At 55.8% G+C, this 25,708-nt stretch carries 21 protein-coding genes, 1 pseudogene and 1 riboswitch; of the genes and pseudogenes, 13 read left to right on the forward strand and 9 right to left on the reverse strand.

Features of this window, described 5'->3' with window-relative positions; all coding sequences use genetic code 11:
• Positions 1-277: 277 nt before the first annotated feature.
• Both G477_RS0118085 and G477_RS20345 read left to right on the forward strand, forming a co-directional pair.
• Entirely contained in the window at positions 278-1,615 is a 1,338-nt protein-coding gene (locus G477_RS0118085; RefSeq protein ID WP_026699104.1) for an FAD-dependent oxidoreductase, read from the forward strand.
• Positions 1,616-1,769: 154 nt separating this feature from the next.
• On the forward strand, positions 1,770-2,321 hold the full coding sequence (locus G477_RS20345) for a GNAT family N-acetyltransferase (RefSeq protein WP_051288250.1): 552 nt from the start codon (positions 1,770-1,772) through the stop codon (positions 2,319-2,321).
• A 353-nt stretch (positions 2,322-2,674) separates the two neighbouring features.
• Here the strand turns inward: G477_RS20345 and G477_RS0118095 are convergent, their stop codons facing one another.
• The 4 genes from G477_RS0118095 to G477_RS0118110 form a co-directional block, all read right to left on the reverse strand.
• Positions 2,675-3,199, reverse strand: a complete 525-nt coding sequence (locus G477_RS0118095; protein ID WP_026699105.1) for a phosphatase PAP2 family protein — start codon at positions 3,197-3,199, stop codon at positions 2,675-2,677.
• 19 nt (positions 3,200-3,218) lie between these two features.
• Positions 3,219-4,199, reverse strand: coding sequence for a 3'-5' exoribonuclease YhaM family protein (locus tag G477_RS20350; RefSeq protein WP_051288252.1), 981 nt, complete (start codon positions 4,197-4,199; stop codon positions 3,219-3,221).
• Positions 4,200-4,304: 105 nt separating this feature from the next.
• Positions 4,305-4,808: an NUDIX hydrolase gene (locus G477_RS0118105; RefSeq protein WP_026699106.1), complete on the reverse strand. Its 504-nt coding sequence runs from the start codon at positions 4,806-4,808 to the stop codon at positions 4,305-4,307.
• Between the two features lie 82 nt (positions 4,809-4,890).
• A complete protein-coding gene (locus tag G477_RS0118110; RefSeq protein WP_026699107.1) occupies positions 4,891-5,853 on the reverse strand; it encodes a quinone oxidoreductase family protein in 963 nt (320 codons plus the stop codon).
• 122 nt (positions 5,854-5,975) lie between these two features.
• Between G477_RS0118110 and G477_RS0118115 the strand changes: the two genes are divergently transcribed.
• A complete protein-coding gene (locus tag G477_RS0118115; protein WP_026699108.1) occupies positions 5,976-6,218 on the forward strand; it encodes a hypothetical protein in 243 nt (80 codons plus the stop codon).
• On the opposite strand, the gene G477_RS0118120 is transcribed toward G477_RS0118115, so the two are convergent.
• Positions 6,210-7,493, reverse strand: coding sequence for a Zn-dependent hydrolase (locus G477_RS0118120; RefSeq protein ID WP_026699109.1), 1,284 nt, complete (start codon positions 7,491-7,493; stop codon positions 6,210-6,212). The genes G477_RS0118115 and G477_RS0118120 overlap by 9 nt on opposite strands.
• A gap of 566 nt (positions 7,494-8,059) precedes the next feature.
• On the opposite strand from G477_RS0118120, the gene G477_RS0118130 reads away from it, so the two are divergent.
• From G477_RS0118130 to pruA, 4 genes are all read left to right on the forward strand, one after another.
• Complete coding sequence (locus G477_RS0118130) at positions 8,060-9,178, forward strand: NADH-dependent flavin oxidoreductase (RefSeq protein ID WP_026699110.1); 1,119 nt, start codon at positions 8,060-8,062, stop codon at positions 9,176-9,178.
• Positions 9,179-9,978: 800 nt separating this feature from the next.
• The gene (locus G477_RS0118140) at positions 9,979-11,352 is read left to right on the forward strand and encodes a sigma-54 interaction domain-containing protein (RefSeq protein ID WP_026699112.1); all 1,374 of its coding nucleotides are present in this window, start codon (positions 9,979-9,981) and stop codon (positions 11,350-11,352) included.
• 140 nt (positions 11,353-11,492) lie between these two features.
• On the forward strand, positions 11,493-12,698 hold the full coding sequence (locus tag G477_RS0118145; RefSeq protein ID WP_026699113.1) for an ornithine--oxo-acid transaminase: 1,206 nt from the start codon (positions 11,493-11,495) through the stop codon (positions 12,696-12,698).
• Between the two features lie 78 nt (positions 12,699-12,776).
• Positions 12,777-14,324, forward strand: coding sequence for an L-glutamate gamma-semialdehyde dehydrogenase (gene pruA / locus G477_RS0118150; protein WP_026699114.1), 1,548 nt, complete (start codon positions 12,777-12,779; stop codon positions 14,322-14,324).
• Positions 14,325-14,740: 416 nt separating this feature from the next.
• On the opposite strand, the gene G477_RS21330 is transcribed toward pruA, so the two are convergent.
• Positions 14,741-14,908: a YuzK family famiily protein gene (locus tag G477_RS21330; RefSeq protein ID WP_156897400.1), complete on the reverse strand. Its 168-nt coding sequence runs from the start codon at positions 14,906-14,908 to the stop codon at positions 14,741-14,743.
• A 312-nt stretch (positions 14,909-15,220) separates the two neighbouring features.
• Here G477_RS21330 and desB point away from each other — a divergent pair, with 312 nt between their 5' ends.
• Complete coding sequence (desB, locus tag G477_RS0118160; protein ID WP_026699115.1) at positions 15,221-16,282, forward strand: Delta(10) desaturase DesB; 1,062 nt, start codon at positions 15,221-15,223, stop codon at positions 16,280-16,282.
• A 70-nt stretch (positions 16,283-16,352) separates the two neighbouring features.
• Here the strand turns inward: desB and G477_RS0118165 are convergent, their stop codons facing one another.
• From G477_RS0118165 to G477_RS0118175, 3 genes are all read right to left on the reverse strand, one after another.
• Positions 16,353-17,873, reverse strand: coding sequence for an SAP domain-containing protein (locus G477_RS0118165; RefSeq protein WP_026699116.1), 1,521 nt, complete (start codon positions 17,871-17,873; stop codon positions 16,353-16,355).
• A 765-nt stretch (positions 17,874-18,638) separates the two neighbouring features.
• Positions 18,639-18,878 (reverse strand): hypothetical protein, encoded by a 240-nt coding sequence (locus G477_RS0118170; protein WP_026699117.1) that lies wholly within the window; start codon positions 18,876-18,878, stop codon positions 18,639-18,641.
• An 85-nt stretch (positions 18,879-18,963) separates the two neighbouring features.
• Positions 18,964-20,127, reverse strand: coding sequence for an amidase (locus tag G477_RS0118175; RefSeq protein WP_026699118.1), 1,164 nt, complete (start codon positions 20,125-20,127; stop codon positions 18,964-18,966).
• A 297-nt stretch (positions 20,128-20,424) separates the two neighbouring features.
• Here G477_RS0118175 and G477_RS0118180 point away from each other — a divergent pair, with 297 nt between their 5' ends.
• The 5 genes and pseudogenes from G477_RS0118180 to G477_RS21735 form a co-directional block, all read left to right on the forward strand.
• Positions 20,425-21,297 (forward strand): FAD binding domain-containing protein, encoded by an 873-nt coding sequence (locus tag G477_RS0118180; protein ID WP_026699119.1) that lies wholly within the window; start codon positions 20,425-20,427, stop codon positions 21,295-21,297.
• Entirely contained in the window at positions 21,275-23,560 is a 2,286-nt protein-coding gene (gene pucD, locus G477_RS20355) for a xanthine dehydrogenase subunit D (RefSeq protein ID WP_281171182.1), read from the forward strand. The genes G477_RS0118180 and pucD overlap by 23 nt, the downstream gene beginning before the upstream one ends.
• The gene (locus G477_RS0118190; protein ID WP_026699120.1) at positions 23,557-24,027 is read left to right on the forward strand and encodes a (2Fe-2S)-binding protein; all 471 of its coding nucleotides are present in this window, start codon (positions 23,557-23,559) and stop codon (positions 24,025-24,027) included. The genes pucD and G477_RS0118190 overlap by 4 nt, the downstream gene beginning before the upstream one ends.
• The gene (locus tag G477_RS0118195) at positions 24,024-24,977 is read left to right on the forward strand and encodes an XdhC family protein (RefSeq protein WP_026699121.1); all 954 of its coding nucleotides are present in this window, start codon (positions 24,024-24,026) and stop codon (positions 24,975-24,977) included. The genes G477_RS0118190 and G477_RS0118195 overlap by 4 nt, the downstream gene beginning before the upstream one ends.
• Positions 24,974-25,453, forward strand: a pseudogene (locus G477_RS21735) (nucleotidyltransferase family protein); the annotation flags it as partial. The gene G477_RS0118195 and the pseudogene G477_RS21735, both read left to right, overlap by 4 nt.
• Before the next feature lie 106 nt (positions 25,454-25,559).
• A riboswitch (purine riboswitch) is annotated at positions 25,560-25,659 on the forward strand.
• Positions 25,660-25,708 lie beyond the last annotated feature (49 nt).

Consider the following 25,708-nt stretch of genomic DNA (forward strand, 5'->3'; position numbering starts at 1 on the left):
GATTGTGTAGAAAAGACACAGGGAGCATCGAGAAGTGTCTATTTTGTGAAATTGTGAGCAAAGTTATTGCAACGAGTCGTATCGGCAGTATATACTCTATTCAACATCACCTGCACAAACATTTGTGATTCATTGAGCAAAACGCGTGCAGCAGGATGTTTTTCTTGATAAGATAGTAAGTGAAATCATTCACAAAGACACGCGCAGCCATTCGCTGCGCTTCGCTTGAACGTAGTCTTGCTCAATTTTTCACAAAATAGAAAGGGGAATTATCAACATGAGAATCGCAGTGATTGGCAGTACCCACGCAGGAACGGCAGCAGTGACTAACATGGCCCGGCTGTACCCGGAGGCCGACATTACCGTATATGAGCGGAACGACAACGTGTCCTTCTTATCCTGCGGCCTGGCGCTCTATGTCGGTGGCGTGGTCGAGGAAGCAGAGAGCCTTTTTTATTCGTCGCCGGAAGAGCTGCGTTCGATGGGCATCACCCTCAAGCTGCAGCATGACGTGACGAATGTCGATACGGCAGCAAAAACGATCGAGGCAGTGAACCTCGTTACTGGTGAAGACGTGTACGACCGGTACGACAAGCTGGTGATTGCGACAGGATCGAGGCCGATCATTCCACCTGTGGAAGGCGTGGACGCGGATCACGTGCTGCTGGCGAAAAACTATGCACAGGCGAATACCATCATTGAGCGCTCTGCGGAAGCCTCCCATATTACGGTGGTCGGTGCCGGCTACATCGGCGTGGAACTCGTCGAAGCGTTTCATCAGTCCGGCAAGCAGGTCACGCTCATTGATGGAGTGGACCGAATTCTGAACAAGTATCTGGATCCACTTTTCACGGATATGGTGGAAGAGGACTTCCGGGAGCGCGGTGTGGATCTGCGGCTGGCGGAGACGGTGCGCCGGATTGAACCGGACCGGGTGGTGACGACGGGGGGAGAGATCGAGACGGACCTCGTCATCATGTGCGTCGGATTCCAGCCGAACACGGACTTGATGAAAGGGAAAATCGATATGCTCGACAACGGGGCGGTGAAGGTGAACGATTACATGCAGACGAGCGACCCGGACATTTTCGCAGCTGGGGACTGCTGCGCGGTCCGCTATAACCCGACCGGGGAACATGCGTATATCCCGCTGGCAACGAACGCTGTCCGCATGGGAACGCTGGTTGCTCAGAATATGCAGGGGCCTGTGATTCCGCAGACCGGGACACAGGGGACATCCGGACTGCACTTGTTCGACCTGAACATGGCGTCCACGGGGCTGACCGACACGACGGCTGCGATGAAGGAGATGCAGGTGGAGAGTGTGACGATTGAAGAGCGGCACCGGCCTTCCTTTATGCCGACATCCGAAGTCGTGACGCTGCGTATCACGTTTGATCCGGTGAGCCGCCGGCTGCTTGGCGGACAGTTGATTTCCCGGGCGGACGTGACGCAGGCAGTCAATACGCTGAGTACAGCAGTACAGAACAACATGACGGTGGAAGAGCTTGCCTATACGGACTTTTTCTTTCAGCCGCACTTCAACCAGCCTTGGAATTTCCTGAACAAGGCAGGGCTTGCAGCCGCGGCACGGAGAGTCCCGCAGTCGCAGTAATTCGCTTTTTCTGCCGGGCTGAGGTATAATGTAGACAACCGATCAGCGAGGTGTCCCGTTCTTTTTTAAAAAAGGACGGGACGTCGTGTCTCTGACGGGAGCAGCCGACTGCATAACTGCATCAGGTCTGACTAAAACAAGAAGGAAGATGAACATGCACATTAGAGAAGAGAAGACAGCGGATTATCTTCAGGTTGAGCAGGTCGTGCAGCAGGCATTTTCGGAAACAACGACCAGCAGCGGGGAAGAACATTTACTTGTTGCCCGGCTGAGACGGTCCGACGCCTATCTTCCATCGTTGTCCCTTGTCGCAGAAGTGGACGGAAAAGTCGCAGCCCACTTATTGATGACGAGAATCGGCATTGAAGGGGTCAACCGGGCATTGGCACTTGCGCCTGTTTCGACAGCACCCGCCTTTCAGAAGCAGGGTTTCGGCACAGCACTGGTACAAGAAGCGCTGAAACGGGCGAAGGAAGAAGGGTACGAAGCAGTCACTGTGCTTGGGGAGCCGTCTTTTTATGAGCGGTTTGGTTTCCGGGCCGTCCTGGCAGAAGGCATCCGCCCGCCATTTGACACAGAAGCCGGCCATTATCTCGCACTCGAACTGCAGCCTGGCGTGCTCGAAGGTGTGTCCAGCAAAGTGGAATACTCGGAAGCGTTCCAGACAGAGAACGGTGCCGCGCTTCATGGTAACGGCGTCAGCTGACGCACAGCAGAAAACGGTACAAACCAAATGTATCAGCATGTACTGCCGCAGACAGGCAGAAGCAGCATGCCATGACAATAGGGTGTCCTGGAAGAAATCCAGGGCACCCCTTTTTTTAGTATGATAGGAATGTATAAGTTTTCATACAGTGCGACGGCGGCTCTGACCGCTGCTCGTGAAGCATGAGAACCCATGCATCCCTCCAAAAGCCTGCAGCGACGCCGCACGTCGCTCCGATCAAAAAGTGCTTGCGCTTTTGGCCCGTTATCAAACAGCAAGTGTGCCGTAAGCGTCTAAGAATACGTACGGAAACCGGACGCTGCGCCTGCCGCCTGCGGCCGGCAGCACCGTGATTAGAGCACCCAGGCAATGCCCGCAGCGGAACCGGCGCCGATGCTTGCTCCGGCGGCACAGTCGAACGGGTAGTGGACGCCGATATACACCCGGGTTAAGGCAACAATCAAGGCAATAGGGAGCAGGACGGCTGTGTACATGGGCAGCTGGATCGAGAGACTGACGGCAATCGTGAAAGCCGCTGCCGTATGACCGGATGGAAAAGAATAGTCCTTCAATGGTTTGGCGAGCAGCTGCACGAAAGCAAAGCGGTCGTATGGACGCATCCGGGCATAGATGTTTTTTAATGCGGTCACCAGCAGCTGGGTAACGAGCAGAGCGACAAGCGTCGGCAGAAACAGATCGTAGACGGTCCGGGCTGAATACCAGGCAATGGCCAGCATGAGCAGAGCGGAAAAGGTCGGTCCGCCGAGGTGGGTCAGCCGCGGCATGAAGATGTCCATGACGCGGGAGCGGAGCCCCTGATGGACCGCACGGAACAAGGCAGCGTCCCAGCGCTGCAGCCGTTCAAGAAATGTAGCCATGTATGCTCCTTTCCGCCGGTCAGCGGCTCATTGGTTTGTACAGCTTCCCGAGCGGAAAGACTTTCGTGAATTCGCCTTCCGGAGCATCGGCGAGACCGCGTTCAATCATGTTCACCCGGGAGTCAATCATGTCGATTTGGTGAATGATGTGGGCTTCCAGCGTCTTCGGTTCCACCGGCGACCCCCATTCCATCCGGCCGTGGTGGGAAAGGATGCAGTGCTGCAGCTGATAGACGGCTTCCTGTTCGTGGGGGTTGAGCTTCGACTCGCCGCGTTCCGATAGAATCCGCTGCTGTTCACGGTCGACGAACATGGAGGACATGGAAATATGGCCGATGAACTCACCGGGATTGCTGTACTGCGGGGCGATGTGATTCGTATACTCGATCACTTTCGACGCATCGTGCAGCGTAATCCCGCCGATGATGAAGTCCTTGTTTACCGCTGGGTAGCGGGAAGCGATATCCATTCCGAGACGCAGCATGCAGACCGTGTGATACAACAGGCCGCCCACAAAGGAATGATGGTTGTGGGTCGCTGCCGGATACGCGGCGAAAGGCTTTTTGTACCGGGTATAGATGGTCTGGACGATGTCTTTGACGATGGGGTCCACGATCTGCTCAAGGTACCCTTCCAGTTCCTGCTGCAGCGCTTCGATCGGCTCCGGCGGGGTTTCCAGGAAGTCGGCGATGTCGTATTCCTCTTCCTTGGCAGGTCGGAACGAACGTGCGGTCATCTGCAGTTTGTCCTGGTACGTCGACGTATCTCCTTCTACATACAGCACGCGGCCGTCCTGAAGCATCTGCTTCACTTCTTCCTCGCGTCCATGGATCAAATCGCTCCACACTTTCACGGGAAGCTCCGTTTTTCCGTGGGCGAGTGTCACATTATAAAAAGGATCTCCTTTTTTCGTCTGTGCCAGATTGGCACTGCGGACGAGGCCGAACCCTTGAAACTGCTGGTTCGCTTCGGTCAGATCCTGAAGCTGATTGAAAACCATACGTGTCTCCTCCTTGGCTGACGATGATAGCTTTATCGTACCATACCGGAGGCCGGGAGCGCCTGTGATTTCCTGTCGGATGGCAGAAGAAAACAGCCGTCGGCATTAAAGGTAAGCATCCGGACGCGGCAGTACCTCCCACGTCTCGTACGTGAACGTCTCCAGCGGGAGTTCCCGTTTCTTGAGCCAGGCACATGCGAGCAGGACGAGCGGCGATGCATTGGCTGTAGATACATGTTCGGCGGATACCCAGGCCGTTCCGAGTGCGTCCTGTTCTTCGAAAACGGCCGGTGCTTGTGCGGGAACGGATGCTCTTTCCCCTTCATAAAAGGCGGCGATGTGATGAAGGGAGGCTGTTTGACCGAAGTGCCACGGCAGCTTCACATCCGCCGTGCCGATGTTTCGTCGGAGCCGGACGGTCATGCCGGTTTCTTCAAGGAACTCCCGCCGCAGCGCTGTGGCGAGCGATTCGCCGGCTTCCGGATTTCCGCCGGGTAGGTCGTACCGGTGTACGTAAGGGCCGCGGCTTTTATGGATGACGAGCAGCTTGTCGTTTTCCACGCAGACAGCATAGACGCCGAACGCGGTATGAACGGATGGATCGGTCATAGGTGGATCCTCCTTCTCTGTCCTGATGAATGGCTGAAGCCAAAAGGGACCGCCCCAGCGCTGTGCTGAGACGGCCTTGTGCTTATGGTTCGAGAATGATTTTGCCGGACGTTTTTCGTGCTTCCATGTCGGCATGGGCTTCGGCTGCTTTGGCGAGCGGGTAGACGTGGCCGATTTCGAGCTTCAGCCGGCCGTCGGAAGCGAGCGTCATGATCTCCTGCAGGCTGTATTGGAAAAGTTCCGGCTTCGCCATCATCTGCGGCAGGAAGAAACCGATGACGGACTGGTTTTTCTCCAGCAGGCGGAACGGACTGAATTCCGGCAGTTCGCCGCTGGCTGCGCCGTATGTGACGAGCCGGCCGAACGGAGCAAGGCAGTTGAGCGTCTGATCGAAGATGTCGCCGCCGACCATCTCCAGTGCGACGTCGACGCCGTTCTCGGTCAGCTTGAGCACCTCGTTTTCCCAGCCGTCTTTCGTGTAGTCCACGGCGTGATCGGCACCGAGAGAAAGGGCGAGCGACCGCTTTTCTTCGGTGCTGGCGGTGGCAATGATCGTCCCGGCTTCAAAGTAGCGGGCGAGCTGGACGGCCAGCGTGCCGACACCGCCGGCGGCTGCATGGATGAGGACGGTTTCGCCTTTCTGCAGGCGGCCCATCGACTTCAGGATGTGGTAGGCGCTCAGCCCCTGAAGCGGCAGGGCGGCGGCTTCGCGGTCACTCAGCTGTTCTGGAATCGGGATGACGGTTTGTTCTTTCGCGGTGACGTACTCTGCATACGCGCCTTCCCCAATGAGGGCCGTCACCCGTGTGCCGGCTTTGAGCGACTGGCCGTCTTCGACTACTTCACCGGCGATTTCCGAACCCGGAACGAACGGGAGCGGGGTGTCGAGAACGTACTGATTCTGGCGTCGCATCGTGTCTGCGTAGTTGACACCGACCGCGGTGACGCGGATCAGCACCTCGTCTTCCGCCGGGGTTGGTTTCTCTGTATTTTCGACGTTGAGCACTTCTGGTCCGCCAAATTCGTGCAGCTGGACTAATTTCATCAGTGAAGCCTCCTTTAGGTTATCGTACCGTTTCCCCTTTACCCGCGCAGGAGGGAAGGGGAAACATCGGGTTCAGCCGGGACAGCAGCGGGTAAAGAACAGTACGAAAGGAGACATCGATCATGGACGTCCTGTTTCTCATTACCCTGCTGGCACTCGTTGCTGGTGTTGCTGCGGTCGGTTTCCGCCTGCTGAAACTGACAGAAGGAGAGGAAAAGCGGCGCGCCGGGCTGCTGCTTTCTGCTGTCGGCGCAGTATTGGCGTTGTACGTGCTTATTCCGAACATCCTCACCATGCTCTTGGCCGGCGGTATGCTGGTGTTTCTGCTGCTCGTGTATCAGCGGGTCGTCACTCGTTCATCCTGATACGGACGTGCGCGCTTCAAGCCAGGCTTTCAGCACATGTACCGTCTGCACACAGTCATGCAGGCTCGACCACTCGGCCGGATTGTGGCTGACGCCGTCTTTGGAACGGGTGAAGAGCATGCCCATCGGCAGGTGGCGGCCGAGGATCATGGCGTCGTGACCGGCTCCGCTCGGCAGAAAATACGTGCGGCCGGTAACGGAACGCATGGTAGCCGCCGCTTCATTTTTCATGAAGTCTTCTACTTGAATCGGATCGATCGCCATAAGGGGCTTCGTGGAGACGTCGACTCCTGCTGCAGCACCGGTTTTTTCCGCGAGTAGTTCGACGGCTCCTTGAAGCCTGCTGCGGGCATCGGCCTGGATGTCCCGAATATCGACAGTGAGCGTCACTTCACCGGGAATGACATTCACACCGTTCGGCTTCACGTGCAGCCGTCCGACAGTGGCCACAGACGTCTTGTTGATCTGTTCCGGGAGCTGCGGCACGGTGCTCACAAATTGTCCGGCAGCTGCGAGGGCATCGCGGCGGTCGGGCATTGGTGTGTTGCCGGCATGCCCGGCTTCACCGGTGAACGTGACTTCCAGCCAGGAAGGTCCGGCAATGCCTTCGACGATGCCGACCGGCAGATCTTCTTTCTCGAGTCGTTTCCCTTGTTCAATATGAACTTCGATGAACGCATCGAGCTGGGACAGATCACGGGCGGCGGAAGCCATGCTGTCAAAGCTGAGCCCGCGCTGCCGAAGTACCTCGGCGAACGTTTCGCCATAAATATCGGTCAGCCGCTCTTTCTCCGGCCGGTTCCAGTCCCCGGTCATTGCCTGGCTGCCGGTCATGCCGCTGTGGAAACGCGCGCCTTCTTCATCTGTGAACACGACGACTTCGTATGTTTTCTCCGGCGTGAACCCCGTATCCTTCCATGCTTCCGCGACCTCCAGCGCTGCCAGCACGCCGAGCGGGCCGTCGAAATGGCCGCCGTGCGGCACGCTGTCCAGGTGTGACCCCGACATGACGACTCGGTCGGACGTCGTTCCGGCGAGCGTCCCGATCACATTCCCAATCCCGTCCTGATGCACGGCCAGTCCCGCAATTTCCATCCACTGCATCACGAGTTCTTTCGCTTCCTGCTCTTCGTCGGAAAAAGCGATTCGGGAGACGCCGCCTCCTTCGACAGCGCCAATCTCCGCCAGTGCGGCGAGGCGCGCAGCGAGTCGTTCTCCGTCGACCCCGTCGTGGGAGAGGGTCTTGTCATAATCTTTCAGTAATCGTTCCAGCATACAATCTACTCCTTTATGATTTATATAAGAAAATGTTGATGTCACCCTGCCTTCTTTCCTTTCCCTCTGCCTTCAGAAAAAAATCGTCATGGCTTTATTTTTTTCTGTCTACGTATTCCGTTGGCTGCTTCCGTTTTTTCAGAAGATGAGCACCTCCGTAACGTTATCGAAAAACGCTGAGCGCCTTGTTGTCTAATATGATACCTTTCCTGCAAAGGAAGAAACGCTTCTTTTCTCCGGTGCGTCCGGCGGTGACGGCAGTGGGATGTTCGCGCCGTCGGAAGATCCGTTCCTCTGCCCGGAAGACAGGGGAACTGGCTGAAGACAAGCCCACGGTAAGCTTCCGCCGGTAAGTGGAGGAGAAAAGACAAAGAAAAGAAGAAGTCGACCTCTTTTTGCATATCTTCAACAAGCTGATTCCTCAAGCAGGAGATGCCTGTGCTCTATATTCTGTATAGGGGACGGGTTTTCCTGCTCTGCCAGCAGGAAGCGTGAGCAGATTAGTTTCTTCCGGAAGGCCTTCGCTATAAAATAGTAAGCGGACTAAGAAAGAGGAGGATGAAATCATGAGAGACTTTATGAAACCATACACACTGCCGGGCGGTGCGGAGCTGCGGAACCGCATCATGCTGGCACCAATGACCAACTTCTCATCCGGAGAAGATGGACGTACCACGGAAGCCGAGCGGGAGTATTACCGCGTCCGTTCCACAGGCGTCGGCGCCGTGATCACCGCCTGCGCGAATGTGACGCCGGGCGGCCAGGGCTTTCCGGGCGAAATCGGGGTGGACCGTGATGATCTCGTAGACAGCCTGGGCCAGCTAGCGGATACGATCCATGGAGAAGGGGCGAAAGCGATCCTGCAGATTTTCCACGGCGGCCGCATGGCGCCCCCGGAGCTGCTCCCGGAAAAAGAGTCCGTCAGTGCCAGTGCCGTACCTGCTGTCCGTGAAGGCGCAGCGGTTCCACGCGAACTGACCGGCGCAGAGATTAAAGACATCATCAAAGCTTTCGGCGATGCGACGCGACGGGCGATCCGTGCCGGCTATGACGGCGTGGAAATCCACGGAGCGAACACGTACCTGATCCAGCAGTTCTTCTCCCCGCACTCCAACCGCCGCGAAGACGAATGGGGCGGCACGCTGGAGAAGCGTCTCCGTTTCCCGCTGGCCGTCGTGCATGAAGTGCAGAAGGCAGCAGCAGAAGCGCCGGAAGGCTTCATCGTCGGCTATCGTTTTTCTCCGGAGGAAAAAGAAGAGCCGGGTATTACGATGGAGGATACAGAAGTGCTGATTCGCCGTCTGGCGGACGAAGGACTCGACTATCTCCACGTGTCCGTGCAGGACTTCCATGCCGGCTCGATGCGCGACGAGCAGGATAAGCGCTCCCGCGTGCAGCTCGTGCAGGATGTCGTCGGCGAGACGGTGCCTGTCGTCGGCGTTGGATCGATGTACACACCGGAACAGGTCGAGGATGCGATGAAGGGCGGCGTGCCGCTGATGGCAATCGGCCGCGGATTGATTGTTGAGCCGGACTGGATCGAAAAAGTCGAATCCGACCGCGAAGGAGAAATCCGTACATCCTTGTCTGTCGATGACCGCGAAAAGCTGGTCGTACCGGAGCCGCTCTGGAATGCGATCGTCAACACACCGGGCTGGTTCCCGGTCAAAGAACACAGCAGCTGAAGCTGAGTCACGCGCCTCCATGTCCTGAAGAAGGACATGGAGGCGTTTTTTTGAAGTATAGGAATGTATAAGTTTTCATACAAGAAGACGGCGGCTTCCTGCGCTGCACGGGCAGAAAGAAAACCTCTTTCTTCCCTCGAAAAGCTAGCAGCGATGCAGCACGCCGTTCCGACCAAAAGGCGCTTTGCGCTTTTATTCGTATGCCTGCCCGGAAAGGTAATGGAAGTACTTTTAGATAAAGGTTGGGTTGTTTTTGTGAGTATTGGAAAACATCGAGGTGATAGGTGAGGAGAAGATGCCATCTCCTCAAGTGCTGAATGACCGCTGGCTCCTGCTGAGTGACCGAGCCGCGGTGTGGAACGTCCGCTGGAGCGAGCGGAGTGACTGCGCAGCGCCCGAATGACCGCGTTTTACCATTGAATGACTGCCGGCGGCGTCTGAATGACCGCCCGGAGCCGCGGAACGTCCGAGCCGGCGGCGCGAATGACCGAGCGGCACCATAACCACGTACGCGTTCAACCGCGCAGCCCATGATTCCAGTGTTTCCGCGACTGCCCCGGCAGTCGTAGAGCGAAAAGGGCTTGGGTCATCAGCTGTTCTCTCGTTCCGGTTCTGTAAAGCTGAGCTGAATGACCGCGCAGCGCCATCCCTCTGTACGCATTCTTTGGCCGCACAAACGTGTTGCTCAGGATACCGCCTGCTCCTGCTCCTCCTTCGTCTGCTCGTTTTCGCCCACGAAGGAGACAGAGGCGGGGCATGTGTGCTATGATGACAAAAAATTTGTCCGCAGGAGGGGTTGCATGAATCGAACGCTGGACGCGATGTACCGGAGGTTGACGGAGGAAGTGGATGTCGGTGTGCACGCGGTGGATGAGCGCGGGATCAGCGTGTTGTATAACCGCAAGATTTCGGAGATGGAAAACATGGATCCGGAAGAGGTGCTCGGCCGGGCGATTCAGGATGTGTTTACGTTTGAGAAGGGGGAGAGTACGCTCTACCGGGTGCTGGAGACAGAGGTCATGTCGCGCGGGGCGCGGCAGACGTATCGGAATAACAAAGGGATGGAGATTACGGCGGTGAATGACACGTTTCCGGTGTATGAGAATGGGGTGCTGGTTGGTGCGCTGGAGATTTCGAAAGACGTGACGCGGCTGGAAAAATTGGTGGAAGAAAATATGCGCAGTTCGCGGCGGCGCTTTGGCTTTGATGATATTATCGGCACGAGCCGGGCGCTGCGCGAAGTGATTGAGCATGCGAAGCGGGCGGTGCGGACGACGTCGTCGGTGCTGATCATCGGGGAAACGGGGACCGGGAAAGAGTTGTTCGCGCAGAGCATGCACAGCGGCAGTCCGCGTGCCAGCGGTCCGTTTGTGAGCCAAAACTGTGCCGCGCTGCCGGAAAGTCTCATCGAGGGCATTTTGTTCGGTACCAAAAAAGGCGCGTTCACGGGGGCGGAAAACCGGCCGGGACTGTTTGAAGAAGCGGACGGCGGCACGCTGCTTTTAGATGAGCTGAACTCGCTCAGTCCAGCGCTCCAGTCGAAGCTGCTGCGGGTGATTCAGGACAAGTCGATCCGCCGGGTCGGTGACAGCGAAGAGCGGTCAGTCGATGTGCGGCTGGTGGCGACGATGAATGAGGATCCGATTGACGCCATTCAGGCCGGCCGGCTGCGCAAGGATTTGTACTACCGGCTGAGCGTCGTGACGCTGTTCATTCCGCCGCTCCGGGACCGGCCGGAAGACCTGGAGCCGCTGCTTGCGCACTTTCTAAGGAAGTATCAGGCGCTGTTCCAGCTGGAGACGCCCGGCTTTTCGGAGGAAGCGCTGGCGTTGATGCACGGCTACCACTGGCCCGGCAACGTCCGGGAAGCCGAGCATGTTGTGGAAGGAGCGCTCAACCTGCTGCAGCCGGGGGAAATGATTCAGCCGGAGCACCTGCCGCCGCATGTAAACGGCGGGAAAAAGCGGGCGGAACCAGAACCCGACATGCAGGAGGAGACCCCGGTGGACGAAGAGTTGAAGCCGTTTCTGGCGGAACAGGAGAAGCGCTACTTGCAGCGGCTGCTGCGGCAGCATGATTATCACGTGCAGAAAACAGCCACGGCGGCCGGTTTGACGAGGCAGAGCCTGCAGTATCGAATGAAACGGCTGGGGATCAAAAAAATTCGGCGGTAAGATCCGATGCCAAATCAGCATGCGCTTTCTTTTTGTCTTATGCCTACTTTTTCGTCATCGATTGAAAGCGGATTCCCGAAATCACAGGGTGCTTCTTTGGCATGGAATTTGCATAAGAAGGGAGGCAGGAGGGGATGACCATGAATACAGCCACCAGTACGCAGGGTGTGATTGAGCAGACGGAAAAACACGGCGCACGGAATTATCACCCACTGCCGATTGTCATTTCCAAAGCAGAAGGAGCCTGGGTGGAAGATCCGGAAGGGCGCCGTTATATTGATATGCTGAGTGCCTATTCGGCGCTGAATCAGGGCCACCGGCACCCGGATATCATCCAGGCGCTGAAGGACCAGGCGGACGAAGTAACTTTGACGTCCCGCGCGTTTCACAACGATAAACTCGGCTTGTTCTATGATAAAGTCAGTGCGCTGACCAACAAGGAGCTCGTGCTGCCGATGAATACAGGAGCGGAAGCGGTGGAGACGGCCGTCAAAGCGGCGAGGCGATGGGCTTACCGTGTCAAAGGCGTACCGCGCTTTGAAGCCGAGATCATCGGCTGCCATGGTAATTTCCACGGCCGGACGATGACAGCGGTGTCGCTTGCAGCCCAGGAAGAAGACGGCACGGATTTCGGACCGATGCTTCCGGGGATGCGGACGATTCCGTACGGCGATACAGAAGCTCTGCGCCGCATGATCAATGCCAACACAGCGGCCTTTCTCGTCGAGCCGATCCAGGGCGAAGGCGGCGTCGTCATGCCGCCGGAAGGTTTTCTCCGGGAAGCGCAGAAAATCTGCCGGGAGAACAATGTGCTGTTCATTGCCGATGAGATCCAGACGGGCCTCTGCCGGACGGGACGGACGTTTGCCTGTGACTGGGAGGACGTGCATCCAGACATGTATATCCTCGGCAAGGCCCTCGGCGGGGGCGTGTTCCCGATTTCCTGTGTTGCAGCAGATGAGGACGTACTCGGCGTGTTTGATCCGGGTTCGCACGGCTCCACGTTCGGCGGTAATCCGCTCGGGGCAGCTGTCGCGGTCGCATCGCTGGATGTACTGGAGAAAGAAGGGCTTGCCGCACGCTCAGAACGGCTCGGTGACTATTTCCGCGGCCGCCTGGCGCAGATCGACAATCCGAAAATCAAAGAAATCCGCGGACGCGGCCTCTTCATCGGCGTGGAACTGACAGAACCTGCACGAAGCAGCTGTGAAAAGCTGAAAGAAGCCGGACTGCTCTGTAAGGAAACGCAGCAGAACGTGATTCGCTTTGCTCCGCCGCTCGTCATCGAGGAAGAAGATCTCGACTGGGCGATTGAGCAGATTGAGGAAGTCCTTCAGGCTCTGTAGCAGGAATGTTTGAAGGTCATGTCGAAGAAGGTATAGGCTGATAACGGCACGTTTACTATATGAAAGGAGAGGATAGGCATGTATACAGAATACCGTCATGAACCATTTACGGATTTCACGAAAGAAGAGAATCAGAAGGAGTTTCTTGAGGCACTCGCGAAAGTCAAGGAGGACATCGGCAAGGAGTATCCGCTGATTATCGGTGGGAAAGAAGTGACGACAGAGGAAAAGCTCGTCAGCTACAATCCGTGTAACAAGACGGAAGTGATCGGAAGTACATCCAAAGCTTCTCCGAAAGAACTGGATCAGGCATTCGCTGCAGCGAAAGAAGCGTTTAAAACGTGGAGTCAGACGAACCCGACGGCACGGGCTGAACTCTTGTTCCGTGCAGCGGCCATCATGCGCCGCCGGAAGCATGAAATGTCTGCCACGGTAGTAAAAGAAGCCGGGAAGCCTTGGCGTGAAGCGGATATTGAAGTGGCAGAAGGTATCGACTTCATGGAATACTACGGTCGTCAGATGATTGAGCTGAAGGACGGCAAGAAAATCGTCAGCCGGGACGGAGAAAGCAACCAGTACGTGTACACGTCCGCTGGTGTCGCTGTCACGATTCCGCCGTGGAACTTCTCTGCGGCCATCATGATCGGTACGACGGTTGCCCCGCTTGTTACCGGCAACACGGTGCTTATGAAGCCGGCAGAGCCGACGCCGCTGATTGCCGCAAAATTCGTGGATATCATGCGCGAAGCTGGCGTACCGGACGGCGTGCTCAACTTTGTTCCGGGTGAACCGCATGAGATTGGGGACTACCTCGTCGATCATAAAGACACCGCGCTGATCACGTTTACCGGATCGAAAGCGACAGGTCTCCGCATCATGGAGCGGGCGGCGAAAGTACAGGAAGGCCAGCAGCATCTCAAGCGCGTGCTCGCAGAAATGGGCGGTAAAGATACGGTCGTCGTCGACAAAGAAGCCGACGTCGAAACAGCGGTGGAAGCCATCGTCACAGCCGCTTTCAACTTCTCCGGTCAGAAGTGTTCGGCCGGCTCCCGCGCGGTCATCCACGAGGATCTGTATGATCAGGTGGCAGAACGTGTCGTCGAAGAGACTGAGAAGCTGACCCTCGGCGATTCCGAGAAGTTCGAGAACTACCTCGGGCCCGTGATCAATCAGAAGGCGTATGACAAGGTCACGAGCTATATCAACATCGGGAAAGAAGAAGGTAAGCTGCTCACCGGCGACGAGTCCGATGATTCCACAGGCTATTTCATCAAGCCGACGATTTTCGGCGATCTGGATCCGCAGGCGCGCATCATGAAAGAAGAGATTTTCGGTCCGGTTCTCGCGCTTGCAAAGGCGAAGAGTTACAAAGAGGCGATCGACATTGCCAACAACACCGAATACGGCCTGACAGGCGCCGTCATTTCGACGAATGTCGAGAACATGGAGTATGCGAAGCGGCACTTCCATGTCGGAAACCTGTACTTCAACCGTAACTGTACCGGTGCAATCGTCGGTTACCATCCGTTCGGCGGATTCAAGCTTTCCGGTACCGACTCCAAAGCCGGTGGCCCGGATCACCTGCTGCAGTACCTGCTTCCGAAATCCATCAGCCAGGCATTGTAATGACACCATGATCTTTAAGAAGAAACAAAACCGGGGATCCCCCCCGGCTGATGAAAAAGAGCGGCCCTCTCCTGTAGAGGGCCGTTCTTTTTTGATTATAGGAATGTATGAGTGCTCATACAAGAAGACGGCGGCTTCATGCACTGCACGGCAAGAACGCGTGCGTTCATCTGAAAGCCAGCCGGACTGCAGTGGAGTTTCTTTCACCAAGAAGCATGAACAGAAAGATAATGAAGGCGATGTGAATAGAAGGGAATTGACACAAAGATGTCACGGTGCATCCCCGGGTGCGGGAGGCGTATGCATGGTATCATACAAAAAGAGCACCCCCTTTTACCTGGGAGTCACTCTGACTGGACAATCTTTATCTGCGGCAGTGGTCTCTGCTTTCTGATCATCTGCCTGGTACGACTGGTTTATTGAATGTTATTATTCAGCTGGCGGCTCAGTTCGTTCGCCTGCTTGTATGACTCGGCCCGTGCGCGCTCGACACGCAGCTTGCGATGGATGCACTGTTCATACTCTTCGTAGCAGAAGCCGTGATTGAAATACATCGCCTGCTCCATCTTCTCGGTAGTCCGCAAGAATCTTCCTCCTTTCTATTTCGTAATAGAACTGCTTAAGAAGGTGTATTACCTGTTGACGGATGGCTCAAACTCGCATTTGGAAATATGATACAAAAGAGTGATATTACCTCTTTTATGTAAGGACTTTCATCTTAAACAGGTCATCTTGTGAGTCTTTCGTAAAGACTAGTTAACAGCGTTGTCACAATATGTCGTTCTTTTTAGTACCAGGTGTTATAAGCTATTGTAAATTGTCAGATATGGTGTTATGATAACCTTAGTAGAGCTTTTGTTCAGTAAAGTGTTAAAAGAAAAAGGAGGATTAACATCATGCGCGAACTTCATTCGTTTGGATGGTATTCCAAACAGCTAAAAGAATATCTTCCGAAAAAAGCTTTTCGACCTGATCCGAAAAAACTGCTTGGCGGTGCTGCCTACCTATTAGTCACGGTCGCTGCGATGCTGTCTGTCATTTTACTCCCGATACCAGCTCCAGCTGCACTTCTGCTTTCAATCGTGATCGGTATGAGCTTTGCCGGAATGGGTTTTCTCGGACACGAAATTCTGCACGGAACGATTGTGAAGGCACCTGCGCTTCGTAATTTCTTAGGAGGTCTGTTTTTCTGGCCGCTTTGCACAGGTCCCCGTATTTGGAGAAAATGGCACAACATGACTCACCACGTGCATACCCAGCATGAAGAAAAGGACCCGGATACGTGGTTGACCGAGTCGAAAGTGAAAAACAGTCGACTCCTTCGTGCTATGTATCGTTTACCAATCTCCGTGCGGGCGTTTTTCGAATTCGCTTCCCAGACGGTGATGTTCACTCTTCACTCGACGCGCATGTTTGCAGCATATATTAAGGAATTCAACTCGAAGTCTGCACCAGCACTATGGATGCAGTTGATCCTCCCATGGGTGACATGGATTGGCCTGCTGCTGCTGGTCGGTTTCACGAACTGGATTTTCATCTACTTCATTCCACTGCTGATCGCCAACGGAATTGTCATGGCTTACATTTCCACCAATCACCGGCTTAATCCGCAGACGGAAGTCAATGACCCTCTTGCCAACAGCCTTACGGTCACTGTACCGAAGTGGGTCGATGTGATTCATTTCAATTTCTCTCACCATACCGAGCACCATCTGTTCCCGACGGTCAATTCGAAGTACTATCCGCTCGTGAAGCAGAAGGTCAAAGAATTCTGGCCGCACCTGTACCATGAAATGCCGATGGGGAAAGCCCTCATCGCACTTTGGAAAACTCCACGGCCATACTTCAACGGAAATCAGCTGATTGACCCGACAAGCGGTGGCCAGTACGGCACCCTGGGGAACAACCTGATGGGCGAAGAACAGCCGCCGGAAGACGACAACAAAAAAGCACAATAATAACAACCCCCGCTGCCATGCAGCGGGGGTTTTTTCGGTGTTGTGTAGTTTGATGCAGTCAAAATTGTTTTTATTCAACTGCCCATTTCATCCGGTCTGTCAATGTTTGTCGATTTAACTCTCCAGTGTAGTTAAATACTTGAAGGCTGAACTCGGGTATCTTCTTGGAAGAATATTCTTTCCAGTTGTCACAGACATATTTAAAATCCTCTGCCCGGATTAAAGCGACGTCAGAATCGGTCTCGGAGAGCGCCTTCAGTCTTTGAGCTTGAGATACCGCTTCTGGTGAAATGTCTGAAGTGATGATCAAGAAGAGCGTTACTCGGTTGTCGTTTGCTCTAATGTAGCCCAGAAATTGATCAAAATGGTCATTTGGAAAAGTATATGACTCTTCCATGCTTTTATTATCCCACAAAACCGATTCGTTGCTTCCAAATGACAACTTACCATCGCTGTGTTTAGAACCCTTCATAGCAACAGGTTTTAAGCCAAGTTTTTTCTCGACAGCATAATGAGTGGCTTGTTCAAAATATTTCTCGATTTCATTATCTTTATCAATTACCTTATTTACGCGCAATGGATTGTAATTTCTAGAGGCAAGGTCTTCGATATAGTCGAAATAAAGTGCTCGTTCATCAGTTGGATCAGAAACTTCCTGTGTAGATAAATCCTCATAATAATCAATGATGTTGCTAATACGCTCGGACTTTGTACCGCTGATGTTGATTCCCTCTAAACTTTTCAGTATTTCTTTCAGATCACCGTTAGGTAAAGAGTTTAACGCTGAGGAAGGTAGTATGTGATGGCGGAGAATCCGATCGATTAAAGCTGGTTTCGTCCCGGACCCCGGTAAGTCCATCTGAGTTAAAATCTCTTTCAATTGATTTTTGGATAGATCCTGCAGGAGCATTTCATACGTAGATTGCCTTAATTCGCCGCCCAGCTCATACCTGATTGTTCTGGCGATATCTTTAGGGATGATGTAGTAAATATCATCCTCTTTGAATCTTAGGATCAAACCTCTAAGTTGCAGGTGTTTCAATGAATTTTCTATTTGCTTGAGACTATGAGGTTTATTCCCTTTCTGAGGGAATCTGCCGATTTGGCTCTCTATCAGATAGTGATCTCGTTTAGTTAGTCCGAGTTCTTCTCTCAACACTGTCAGCATGTTGATTTCATGAGCATTTAAACTTTCATCTTTTTTCCATGCAGCTTTTAACACATTGGAATAGATTCGATAATGATCAGGATCGATCACGTTTTTGACATACTCCTCATCCATGCTTTCTTCAACTATTTGTTTCTCTAGTTGTTCTACTTGTTGAATGACTTCCGCTTCGGTTAAGAGATAGCCTTCGGTATCCATTAAAGCCATAAGGATCATTTCGTTGATCAAAAAAACATCTCTTTTTTCTTCAGAGAAATCCAGGTTGCGCTTCACACGTTCTTTGTTTTGAAATTCCTCAATATTTCGTGAAATGACGTCGCGCATTTCCTCTTCATCATTCAACTTCACATCTTTCATAAAACTATCGAGAATTCGGTTTAAATACATTTTGCTCATTTTAGGAAGAATATCTTGAACCTTCATGTGGGCCTCCTTAAATTGTCATCATCTGTTCAGCAAGCTTCATGATCGAAATTTCAGCTTCATTTTATTAGCTGCGTTTGAAGTGGTCCTACCTCGTGACAGTAAAAGCTAAGTAATCAAAGAAAGCGAAGCATAGACAGTCGGGGTTTTAAAAGATGCTTTCCAGGCTGAATCGCCAGCTGGGTAAGATCAGCTGAAAAATCCGTCCAGCAACCATCCGCACGGAGACAGGCGATACGAGTTCTAGTTTGGTACATTTCTATGTATCTTGCTTAGCGGAGGAAGAAACACCGAAAATATCATAAAGATTATGATGAAACAGAGGAAGTAACTATACTAACTGTAACATACATTTTCCTTATGCATCCAAACAATGGGAAGGGAAGTATAAGGAAAGCCAAGGAACAAAGATGGAGGTATTTGTATTATATGATTAGGTGCGAAATCATTTTTCGGGAGGTAGAAAACGTTAAGTGACGTTTATGCAGTGGATGCGTTGTATCAATGGTTAAGTGTCCTCATGCGGCTTCCATCGGCTTCTGCTGGAAGCCGATTTTGTTATGTGTTTGAACGTGCTCTACTTACTGGGGTGCTGAATCCCCGGCTGCCGGGGGAAAAAGGAATTAGGGGAGGAGCGTGTCCGCCGCTTGGTGCGGGAGCGGACACTCGGGACGCTGGAGCGGACGTTCGGCGGCTGAGAGCGGACGCTCAGCGCTGCACAGCAGTCATTCAGACGGAAAAAGCGGCCCTTCAGGTGTTCAGCGGTCATTCAGAGAAGCGGAACGGACGTTCAGCCGCCGCCAGCGGACGTTCAGCGCGTTCGAGCGGACGTTCGATCCAAATAGCAGCTTCGATTGCATCACCCCAGTCACCCTGCTGATGAACCAGGCCCATCCGGTTTCCCGGCTGCCGGGGCAGCCGCTGGAAAAAGGAATAGAGGGGGGACGTGTCCGCCGCCCGTGCTCTCGTGTCTTCTCGACCGAAAAAAGAGGAGCCTCCGTTCAAGAAGGCTCCTCTTCCGGTATAAGCACAACATTTCTTCGAGGCTGCAGCGTTCGCTCCCCTTGTACCAATGAACCGAGTGTCATGTCTAGTCCCGTGCCGGCTTTGGTTTGTCCGCCTCCATGAAAGACGCGGCACGCTGCAGGAGGTCTTTGTCGCGGTGACGCGGACCGACGGCGGACAAGCCGATCCAGCCGTCAGGTCCTTCCACCGGGATCGTCACCTGTGGCAGCCCGGCGAGTCCGGCGATGCAGCAGAGCTGCAGGTTCGCCTTCCGGATCGTGTCGACCTCATCCGGAGGCAGCGAGAGCGCTGGTGCCGGTCCGGCCGCAGTCGGCATCAGGAGCATGCCATCTGTCCCGAGCAGTTTATCGAGCCAGCGGGTAATCTCCTTCCGCTCCTGGACCGCCTGCTCATAGGCATCCGTCGTGATGGTCGACGCCATCTTGAACCGTTCCTTGACGCCGGGCCCGAAGGACGGCTTCGTCTCCGTGATCCACGGCCCGTGCTCCTGCCAGATTTCATACGCCTGTATGATGCGGAACGTCTCCGCCCAGGCAGCGAGGCCGTTTTCTGTCAGCGTTCGCCCGACGGCGTCTTCCGGCACGAGCGGACGCAGGGTCTCCGCCGTGGCCGGTGCCGCAAGCTCCCACGCTTCCTCCGGCAGAAGCACCTGCGTCAGCGGCGCATCGGCCGGACCGTCGAACAGCACGCCGGCCGTCTTCATTAATTCCGGCATGCCTCGTGTCATTACACCGACCGTGTCAAAGGAGGGCGCAAGCGGAATCAGCCCTTCCACCGGCACGGCTCCATGCGTCGGACGCAGGCCGAACAACCCGCAGTAGACAGACGGAATCCGGATCGAGCCCCCGGTATCCGTCCCGATCCCGATATCCACCAGGCCAGCCGCTGTCACCGACGCAGAGCCACTCGACGAGCCCCCCGGAATCCGATCCGGAGCAGCCGGATTCACCGGCGTCCCGTAATGCGCATTTTCGCCCTGGAGGCTGTACATCAGCTCATCCGTCACCGTCAGCCCCGCAAGCAGCGCACCGCCATCCAGCAGCGCCTCCACGACCGGCGCCGTCGACACGGCCGGTTGATGCGTCCGGAACCAATCCGGATTGCCTGCTGTGTTCGTCCAGCCCTGCACATCAAACACATCCTTCAACCCGAACGACATCCCGGCAAGCGGCCCTTCCTCCGACCCGCGCACCACGACATCCTGTATCCATCCATTTCTTTTCGTCATGTCCATCCCCTCCATCTCTGAGACCTATCCTACCTTTCCCCTGAACCAGCGTCTTTATGCACAATGCTGTGCGGCACGTCCGGCATTGTGCAGGAGGAACATACGCCGCACGCTGAAAAAGTGCCTCCACCCCAGTCTCCTCGGGGGATAAGGGCTGTGTCACATTTTCTACACGCCGAAAAAAGTGCGTGAAGTTTACTGACGAAAGTCTTTTTATTCAGACAATTTCTTTGTACGATAAAGCGTACCTTCTTCGAGAGACGGAGGAAATATGAAGAGTAAGGAGGCCTGTACAGAATGACGATGACAAAGCAGCAGGTTTGGAGACCTTGGACTCTGCAGGAAGTCGTGTCGCTGACGGGGCAGCTGGATGGACGTTACTGTTTTACAGCCGGCGGAACATGGCTGCGGACGCAGTGGGAGGCCGGGACGCTGGAGGAGCCGGAACATTTGATCGCTGTCGATCGTGTGCCGGAGCTGCAGTCCGGCGCCGCTGTACAGGAGAACTATATAGAAATCGGCGCGTTTACGACGCTGACGGACGTGCTGGAGCATCCGGCTGTGCTGGCAAAACTGCCAGTGCTGGTGGAGGCATGCAAGCAGATTGCGGCGCCGTCCATCCGGCATCAGGCGACGATCGGGGGCAATATCTGCACCCGGACTGGGGATGCGGTGCCGGCGCTGCTCGTTTACGACGCCGTCCTCCTCTGGTATGGAAGCGACGGACTTGAAGAGGAATCGCTCGAGGCGTGGCTCATGCGGGAGACGGAAGAGGAGCGGCTGCTGACGGCGGTCCGTATCTATGATGCGCCGGAAGAAGTGGATGATGTCGTGTTTGCGCTGAAGAGCGGGCGCAGAGAAACGTTCATTCCTTCCCAGGTTACGGTAGCCGGACGGCTCCGGATTGATCCGCAGGGCAACGTGCTGGCAGCTGCCATCGCCTGCGGCGGTGGATCCGCCGTACCAAAGCGGATGCCGAAGACGGAGTCGCTGTTCTGCCGTTCGTCCACGCGGAAACTCTTCCCGGCCCTGATGCACGATGAGATCAAGCGGGAGTATGATCCACCGAGTGACGTTTTTGCATCGGCGGAGTATAAAAAGCGGGTAGCGGCAAACCTGATTGTCGGTGAATGGTACAGGAAAGGGCGTGATCACGCTGTATCTACATGAGCAAAAAAGAGGAAACCGCCGCCCGGACGGCATGAAAAAAGCGTCCGGACGGCTGCAGTATCTGACGGATTTGAATCAGGAAGGACAGCTGTATGGGGCGGTGAAACGCGCAGGCATGCCGCACGCGGTGCTGAAGCAGGTGGACATTGACGAAGCCAGAGCACTGCCGGGCGTACACGCCGTTCTCACCGCAGCGGATGTTCCGGGGTGGAACGGGTTCGGGATTGCAGATCCGAACCAGCCCGTCTTCTGTACGGACCATATCCGCTACGAAGGCGATGCGGTCGCTGCGGTTGCCGCGGATTCGCCGGAAACGGCACAGGCAGCGCTGAACTTGATCCGGATCGACGCAGAGCCGCTTGCTCCGCTCGATTCCCCGGCGGAAGCACTCAAACCTGGCGCGGTGCACCTACATCCCGAAGGCAATGTGCTGCATACGACCGCGTTCCATCATGAGGACCTCGATAAAGCGTGGGAACACTGCCGCTGGATCGTCGAAGAAACGTACGAAACTCCGCGTCAGATGCACGGCTATATGGAAACCGAAGGCGGCCTGTTTCTGCCGGAGGAAGACGGATCGCTCACGGTGCACGCTCCGACCCAGCATGGCTACAAGGATCAGATGCAGCTGGCCCGCATTCTCGGCTGGCATGAAGCACAGATCCGCATTGTGTCCAGTCCGATCGGCGGCTCGTTCGGCGGAAAAGATGAACTGAACGTTCAGCCCTACGGGGCGCTGCTCGCGCTCCACACGGGCAGACCGGTCAAGATTCATCAGAGCCGGCAGGAGTCGGTCCGCGCCGGCCTGAAGCGCCATCCGATGCAGATCCGCATGAAAACCGGGCTGGATCAGCATGGGCGCATTGCCGCACACGAGGTGGACATCCTTTCCGACACCGGGGCCTACGCTACCCTCGGAGGTCCGGTCCTGCAGTTTGCGACGGAACATGCGGTAGGAGCCTACCGGATGGGAGCCGTCCGTGTGAATGGGAGGGCCGTCTACACGAACAACGGTGTTGCCGGCGAGTTCCGCGGCTTCGGCGGCAACCAGGTCATCTTTGCACTGGAAGGGCAGCTGGACCGTCTGGCCGATAAATCGGGCATTCCTCCGTGGGAGCTGCGGAAACGCAACCTCCGGCGCATGTACGACCCGGGTCCGCTCGAACAGGAAGTGGCGCCGAACAATGGCCCGCGGGACGTATGGGAAGCCGTCCAGCGATCCCTGCTCTGGCAGAAGCCGAAACGCTCCAGGTCAGCAGAAGAGCCGTGGCTCGTCCGCGGCATCGGGGTTTCGCTGGCGATGCACGGATCCGGTCTCGGCTACGGCATTCCCGATCCGGCCGGCGGAGAGCTCCGGCTGACGAAAGACGGGCGGATCGAAGCCGCCTTCGGACACGAGGAATTCGGCCAGGGACTGCTTGCCTCCCTGCAGGAAATGATGCTGGATCATTTTCACTGCACGAAAGACGACATCCGCCTCACCATCGGCGATACGTCGCTCGTTCCGCCGAGCGGATCCTCGACTGCCAGCCGCTCCACGAACATGATGTGGCAGGCGCTGCAGCGGATGGTCCCCGGGTGGAAAAAGCAGCTGTTCACCGCGGTCCAGCAGGCTTCCGGTGTGCCGGCTTCCCGCATGGAAACCGGTCCCGGCGGTATCTTCCGGATGGAGGGCGGCACGCAGCAGGAGCTGCTCCTCTCCTACCAGGAAGCAGCAGCGCTGGCGGACATTACCGAAGCCGTCTCGTTTCATTTCCCTGTTACGCCGGACCCGATCATCGGCGGCCACTACTTGTACGGATCGACGGCGGTCATTACCGAGGTGGAGATTGATCAGCGGACTGGTGCTGTTCAGGTGCTGGAAGCTGAACACGTCGTTGCTGCAGGAGGGGTTGTCTATCCGATCGGCTACCTCGGACAAATTGAAGGCGGATCCGTGATGGCGCTTGGATTTACGCTCATGGAAGATACGGTGATGGAAGGGAGCGTCTGCCGGACACCGAACCTGGACACGTATTTGATGCCGACGATCCAGGACGTCCCCGGCTATCAGCCCGTTCAGGCGGTAGAGACGCTGCCGCCCGGAGATGATTACGGCCCGCGCGGCGTCGGCGAAATTGGTTCGGTCGCCCTGGCTCCGGCCATTGCTGAGGCTGTGTATCAAGCTTCCGGCGTGCGGGTGGAACGCCTTCCGATCGACCGGGAGGTGCTGGTAGATGAAACAGCATGGATGACAGCAGCTGAAGGAGAGACGATAGGATGACAACCTCTATGAAAACAACCCCGCTTGAGATCAACGGCACGACGTATCAGATCGAAGCCTCGCCATCCCGGCGGCTAGTCGATATTCTGCGGCACGACCTGCGGCTGACCGGGACGAAGGTGTCCTGTGAAGTCGGCCGCTGCGGGGCCTGCATGGTTCTCGTTGACGACGTGCCGCACAATTCCTGCCTTCTTATGATGTACCAGTGTGAAGGGCGGCGGATTGAAACCGTCGAATCGTTTCCTGAAGAAGATGCCCTCACCCAGGCGTTCGTCGAAGAAGGCGCCCTGCAGTGCGGGTACTGTACACCGGGCATGATGATCAGCCTGCGCGGCCTTCTCCGCAGCGGCCGGGCAGAAACGAAAGAAGCGCTCATGGAAGGACTTTCCGGCAACATCTGCCGCTGCACCGGCTACGGAGGCATCCATCGGGTGCTCGACAAAATCACCGAGGAGGGACTGTCATGAGTGGACTGCATACGCTTCTGCGCACAGCGGTATCAGACCCGGCAGCCTATGTACTGGCGACGGTCGTCCGCGTGGAAGGGTCCGCCTACCAGAAAGAAGGAGCGAGCATGCTCTTCGATGCGGACGGCGGAGAATACGGGCTTGTCACCGGCGGCTGCGTCGAAGAAGGTCTGAAGTTCGAAGCAGAACGACTGCTGCAGGAAGGTGGCATGAAGCTTCTCACGTACGACCTGCGGGCTGAAGACGACCTCGGCTGGGGCCGTGGCGCCGGCTGCAACGGAGCCGTCACCATTCTGCTCGAAGTCCTTCACCCGGCCAGAACGAAAGAGCTGCTGGAGCTGCTGGAAACGAGGCACACCCTCCTGCTCGTGAAAGATACGAGAAAGGGAACGACGGAGATCGAGCGTACGATGAAAGCAACCGCGGTGAAAGAGACCGCCGTCCTCATGGAGGACGGTCGGGTGTATGAAACGATCGTACCGCGGGAGCAGCTGCTGATCTTCGGTGCAGGCCGGGATGCAGCGCCGCTTGTCCACATGGCAGCCGACCTGGCGTTTGACGTCACGATCGTCGATCCGCGCCCGGCAAGAAACGATCCCTCTGTCTTTCCCGAAGCGGCGCATCATCTCGTCAGACATCCGGCTGGTTATCTGGCGGAACAGCAGGTCGAAGCAGACGCGGTGGTCGTCATGACCCACGCCTTTGAACAGGACCGGGACATTGTGCAGGCGCTGCAGAAGCAGGGATTCGACGGGTACCTCGGCATTCTCGGGCCGCGCTCCCGAACAGAGCGGCTGCTGCAGAGCCGGGTACCGGAAACCATTTCCTCCCCTGTCGGTATGCCGATTGACGCCGAAGGAGCGGAGGAGATTGCCGTGAGCATCGCGGCAGAGCTGATTCAATACCGCAGACGGGTGAAAACAAAAGCGATGCTGGAGGTGATGGCATGACCAGAGTGGACGGGTTGATTCTCGCAGCAGGCATGTCCACTAGAATGGGCAGACCGAAAATGCTGCTGAAGCTGGACGGGCGTCCGTTGATTCAGTGGGCAGTCTCTACGGCACTGGACGTCTGCGACCACGTCTATATCGCGGCCGGACGAGAACATCGACTGATCCGCCGGCTGACGGCGCATCCCCGGGTGGAAGTACTCTACAACCCGGAGTATCAGGCCGGGCAGGGCACGTCACTCGCCCGCGGCATCGAAGCACTGGAAACGGAGACCGACGGCATGATGGTTTTCCTCGCAGATCAACCGTTCATTCCCGTCCCGGTAGCGGCCCGCGTCCGGGAACAGGGCGAAGAAGCGATGCACCGCTACAAACGCGGCTTTGCCGTACAGCCGGTCTGCCGCAGCATTCCCGCACACCCGGTTTTCTGGGGACGGCCGCAGGGACTGCCGCCGATCCGTCGTGGAGACAGGGCAGGAAAGGCCTTGATGCAGGCCCTTCCGGTGGAAACGATCGCCGTCCGGGAAGCGTGGACGACCTTTGATATTGATACACCCGAACAATGGCACCAGGCAGGAGAGCTTGTCTCTCGTTTTGATTTTTCGTACAACTTCCGAAATACGGTCGGAAGGTCTCTGGCAGGAACCGGAAATTCCTGACTACGAAAAACGTTTAAGACACGTTTACGTCATGCAGAAGTCAAAACAAGGGACGAACGAGCCCGCTACAGG

It is taken from the genome of Alkalicoccus chagannorensis DSM 18086 (genome assembly GCF_000429725.1).
Classification (GTDB): domain Bacteria; phylum Bacillota; class Bacilli; order Bacillales; family Salisediminibacteriaceae; genus Alkalicoccus; species Alkalicoccus chagannorensis.

What these genes read in the sequence shown, in the direction of transcription:
- G477_RS0118085 (WP_026699104.1), top strand. Translation starts at nt 278, where the DNA reads ATGAGAATCGCAGTGATTGGCAGTACCCACGCAGGAACGGCAGCAGTG.
- G477_RS20345 (WP_051288250.1), top strand. Translation starts at nt 1,770, where the DNA reads ATGCACATTAGAGAAGAGAAGACAGCGGATTATCTTCAGGTTGAGCAG.
- G477_RS0118095 (WP_026699105.1), bottom strand. Translation starts at nt 3,199, where the DNA reads ATGGCTACATTTCTTGAACGGCTGCAGCGCTGGGACGCTGCCTTGTTC.
- G477_RS20350 (WP_051288252.1), bottom strand. Translation starts at nt 4,199, where the DNA reads ATGGTTTTCAATCAGCTTCAGGATCTGACCGAAGCGAACCAGCAGTTT.
- G477_RS0118105 (WP_026699106.1), bottom strand. Translation starts at nt 4,808, where the DNA reads ATGACCGATCCATCCGTTCATACCGCGTTCGGCGTCTATGCTGTCTGC.
- G477_RS0118110 (WP_026699107.1), bottom strand. Translation starts at nt 5,853, where the DNA reads ATGAAATTAGTCCAGCTGCACGAATTTGGCGGACCAGAAGTGCTCAAC.
- G477_RS0118115 (WP_026699108.1), top strand. Translation starts at nt 5,976, where the DNA reads ATGGACGTCCTGTTTCTCATTACCCTGCTGGCACTCGTTGCTGGTGTT.
- G477_RS0118120 (WP_026699109.1), bottom strand. Translation starts at nt 7,493, where the DNA reads ATGCTGGAACGATTACTGAAAGATTATGACAAGACCCTCTCCCACGAC.
- G477_RS0118130 (WP_026699110.1), top strand. Translation starts at nt 8,060, where the DNA reads ATGAGAGACTTTATGAAACCATACACACTGCCGGGCGGTGCGGAGCTG.
- G477_RS0118140 (WP_026699112.1), top strand. Translation starts at nt 9,979, where the DNA reads ATGAATCGAACGCTGGACGCGATGTACCGGAGGTTGACGGAGGAAGTG.
- G477_RS0118145 (WP_026699113.1), top strand. Translation starts at nt 11,493, where the DNA reads ATGAATACAGCCACCAGTACGCAGGGTGTGATTGAGCAGACGGAAAAA.
- pruA (WP_026699114.1), top strand. Translation starts at nt 12,777, where the DNA reads ATGTATACAGAATACCGTCATGAACCATTTACGGATTTCACGAAAGAA.
- desB (WP_026699115.1), top strand. Translation starts at nt 15,221, where the DNA reads ATGCGCGAACTTCATTCGTTTGGATGGTATTCCAAACAGCTAAAAGAA.
- G477_RS0118165 (WP_026699116.1), bottom strand. Translation starts at nt 17,873, where the DNA reads ATGAAGGTTCAAGATATTCTTCCTAAAATGAGCAAAATGTATTTAAAC.
- G477_RS0118175 (WP_026699118.1), bottom strand. Translation starts at nt 20,127, where the DNA reads ATGACGAAAAGAAATGGATGGATACAGGATGTCGTGGTGCGCGGGTCG.
- G477_RS0118180 (WP_026699119.1), top strand. Translation starts at nt 20,425, where the DNA reads ATGACGATGACAAAGCAGCAGGTTTGGAGACCTTGGACTCTGCAGGAA.
- G477_RS0118190 (WP_026699120.1), top strand. Translation starts at nt 23,557, where the DNA reads ATGACAACCTCTATGAAAACAACCCCGCTTGAGATCAACGGCACGACG.
- G477_RS0118195 (WP_026699121.1), top strand. Translation starts at nt 24,024, where the DNA reads ATGAGTGGACTGCATACGCTTCTGCGCACAGCGGTATCAGACCCGGCA.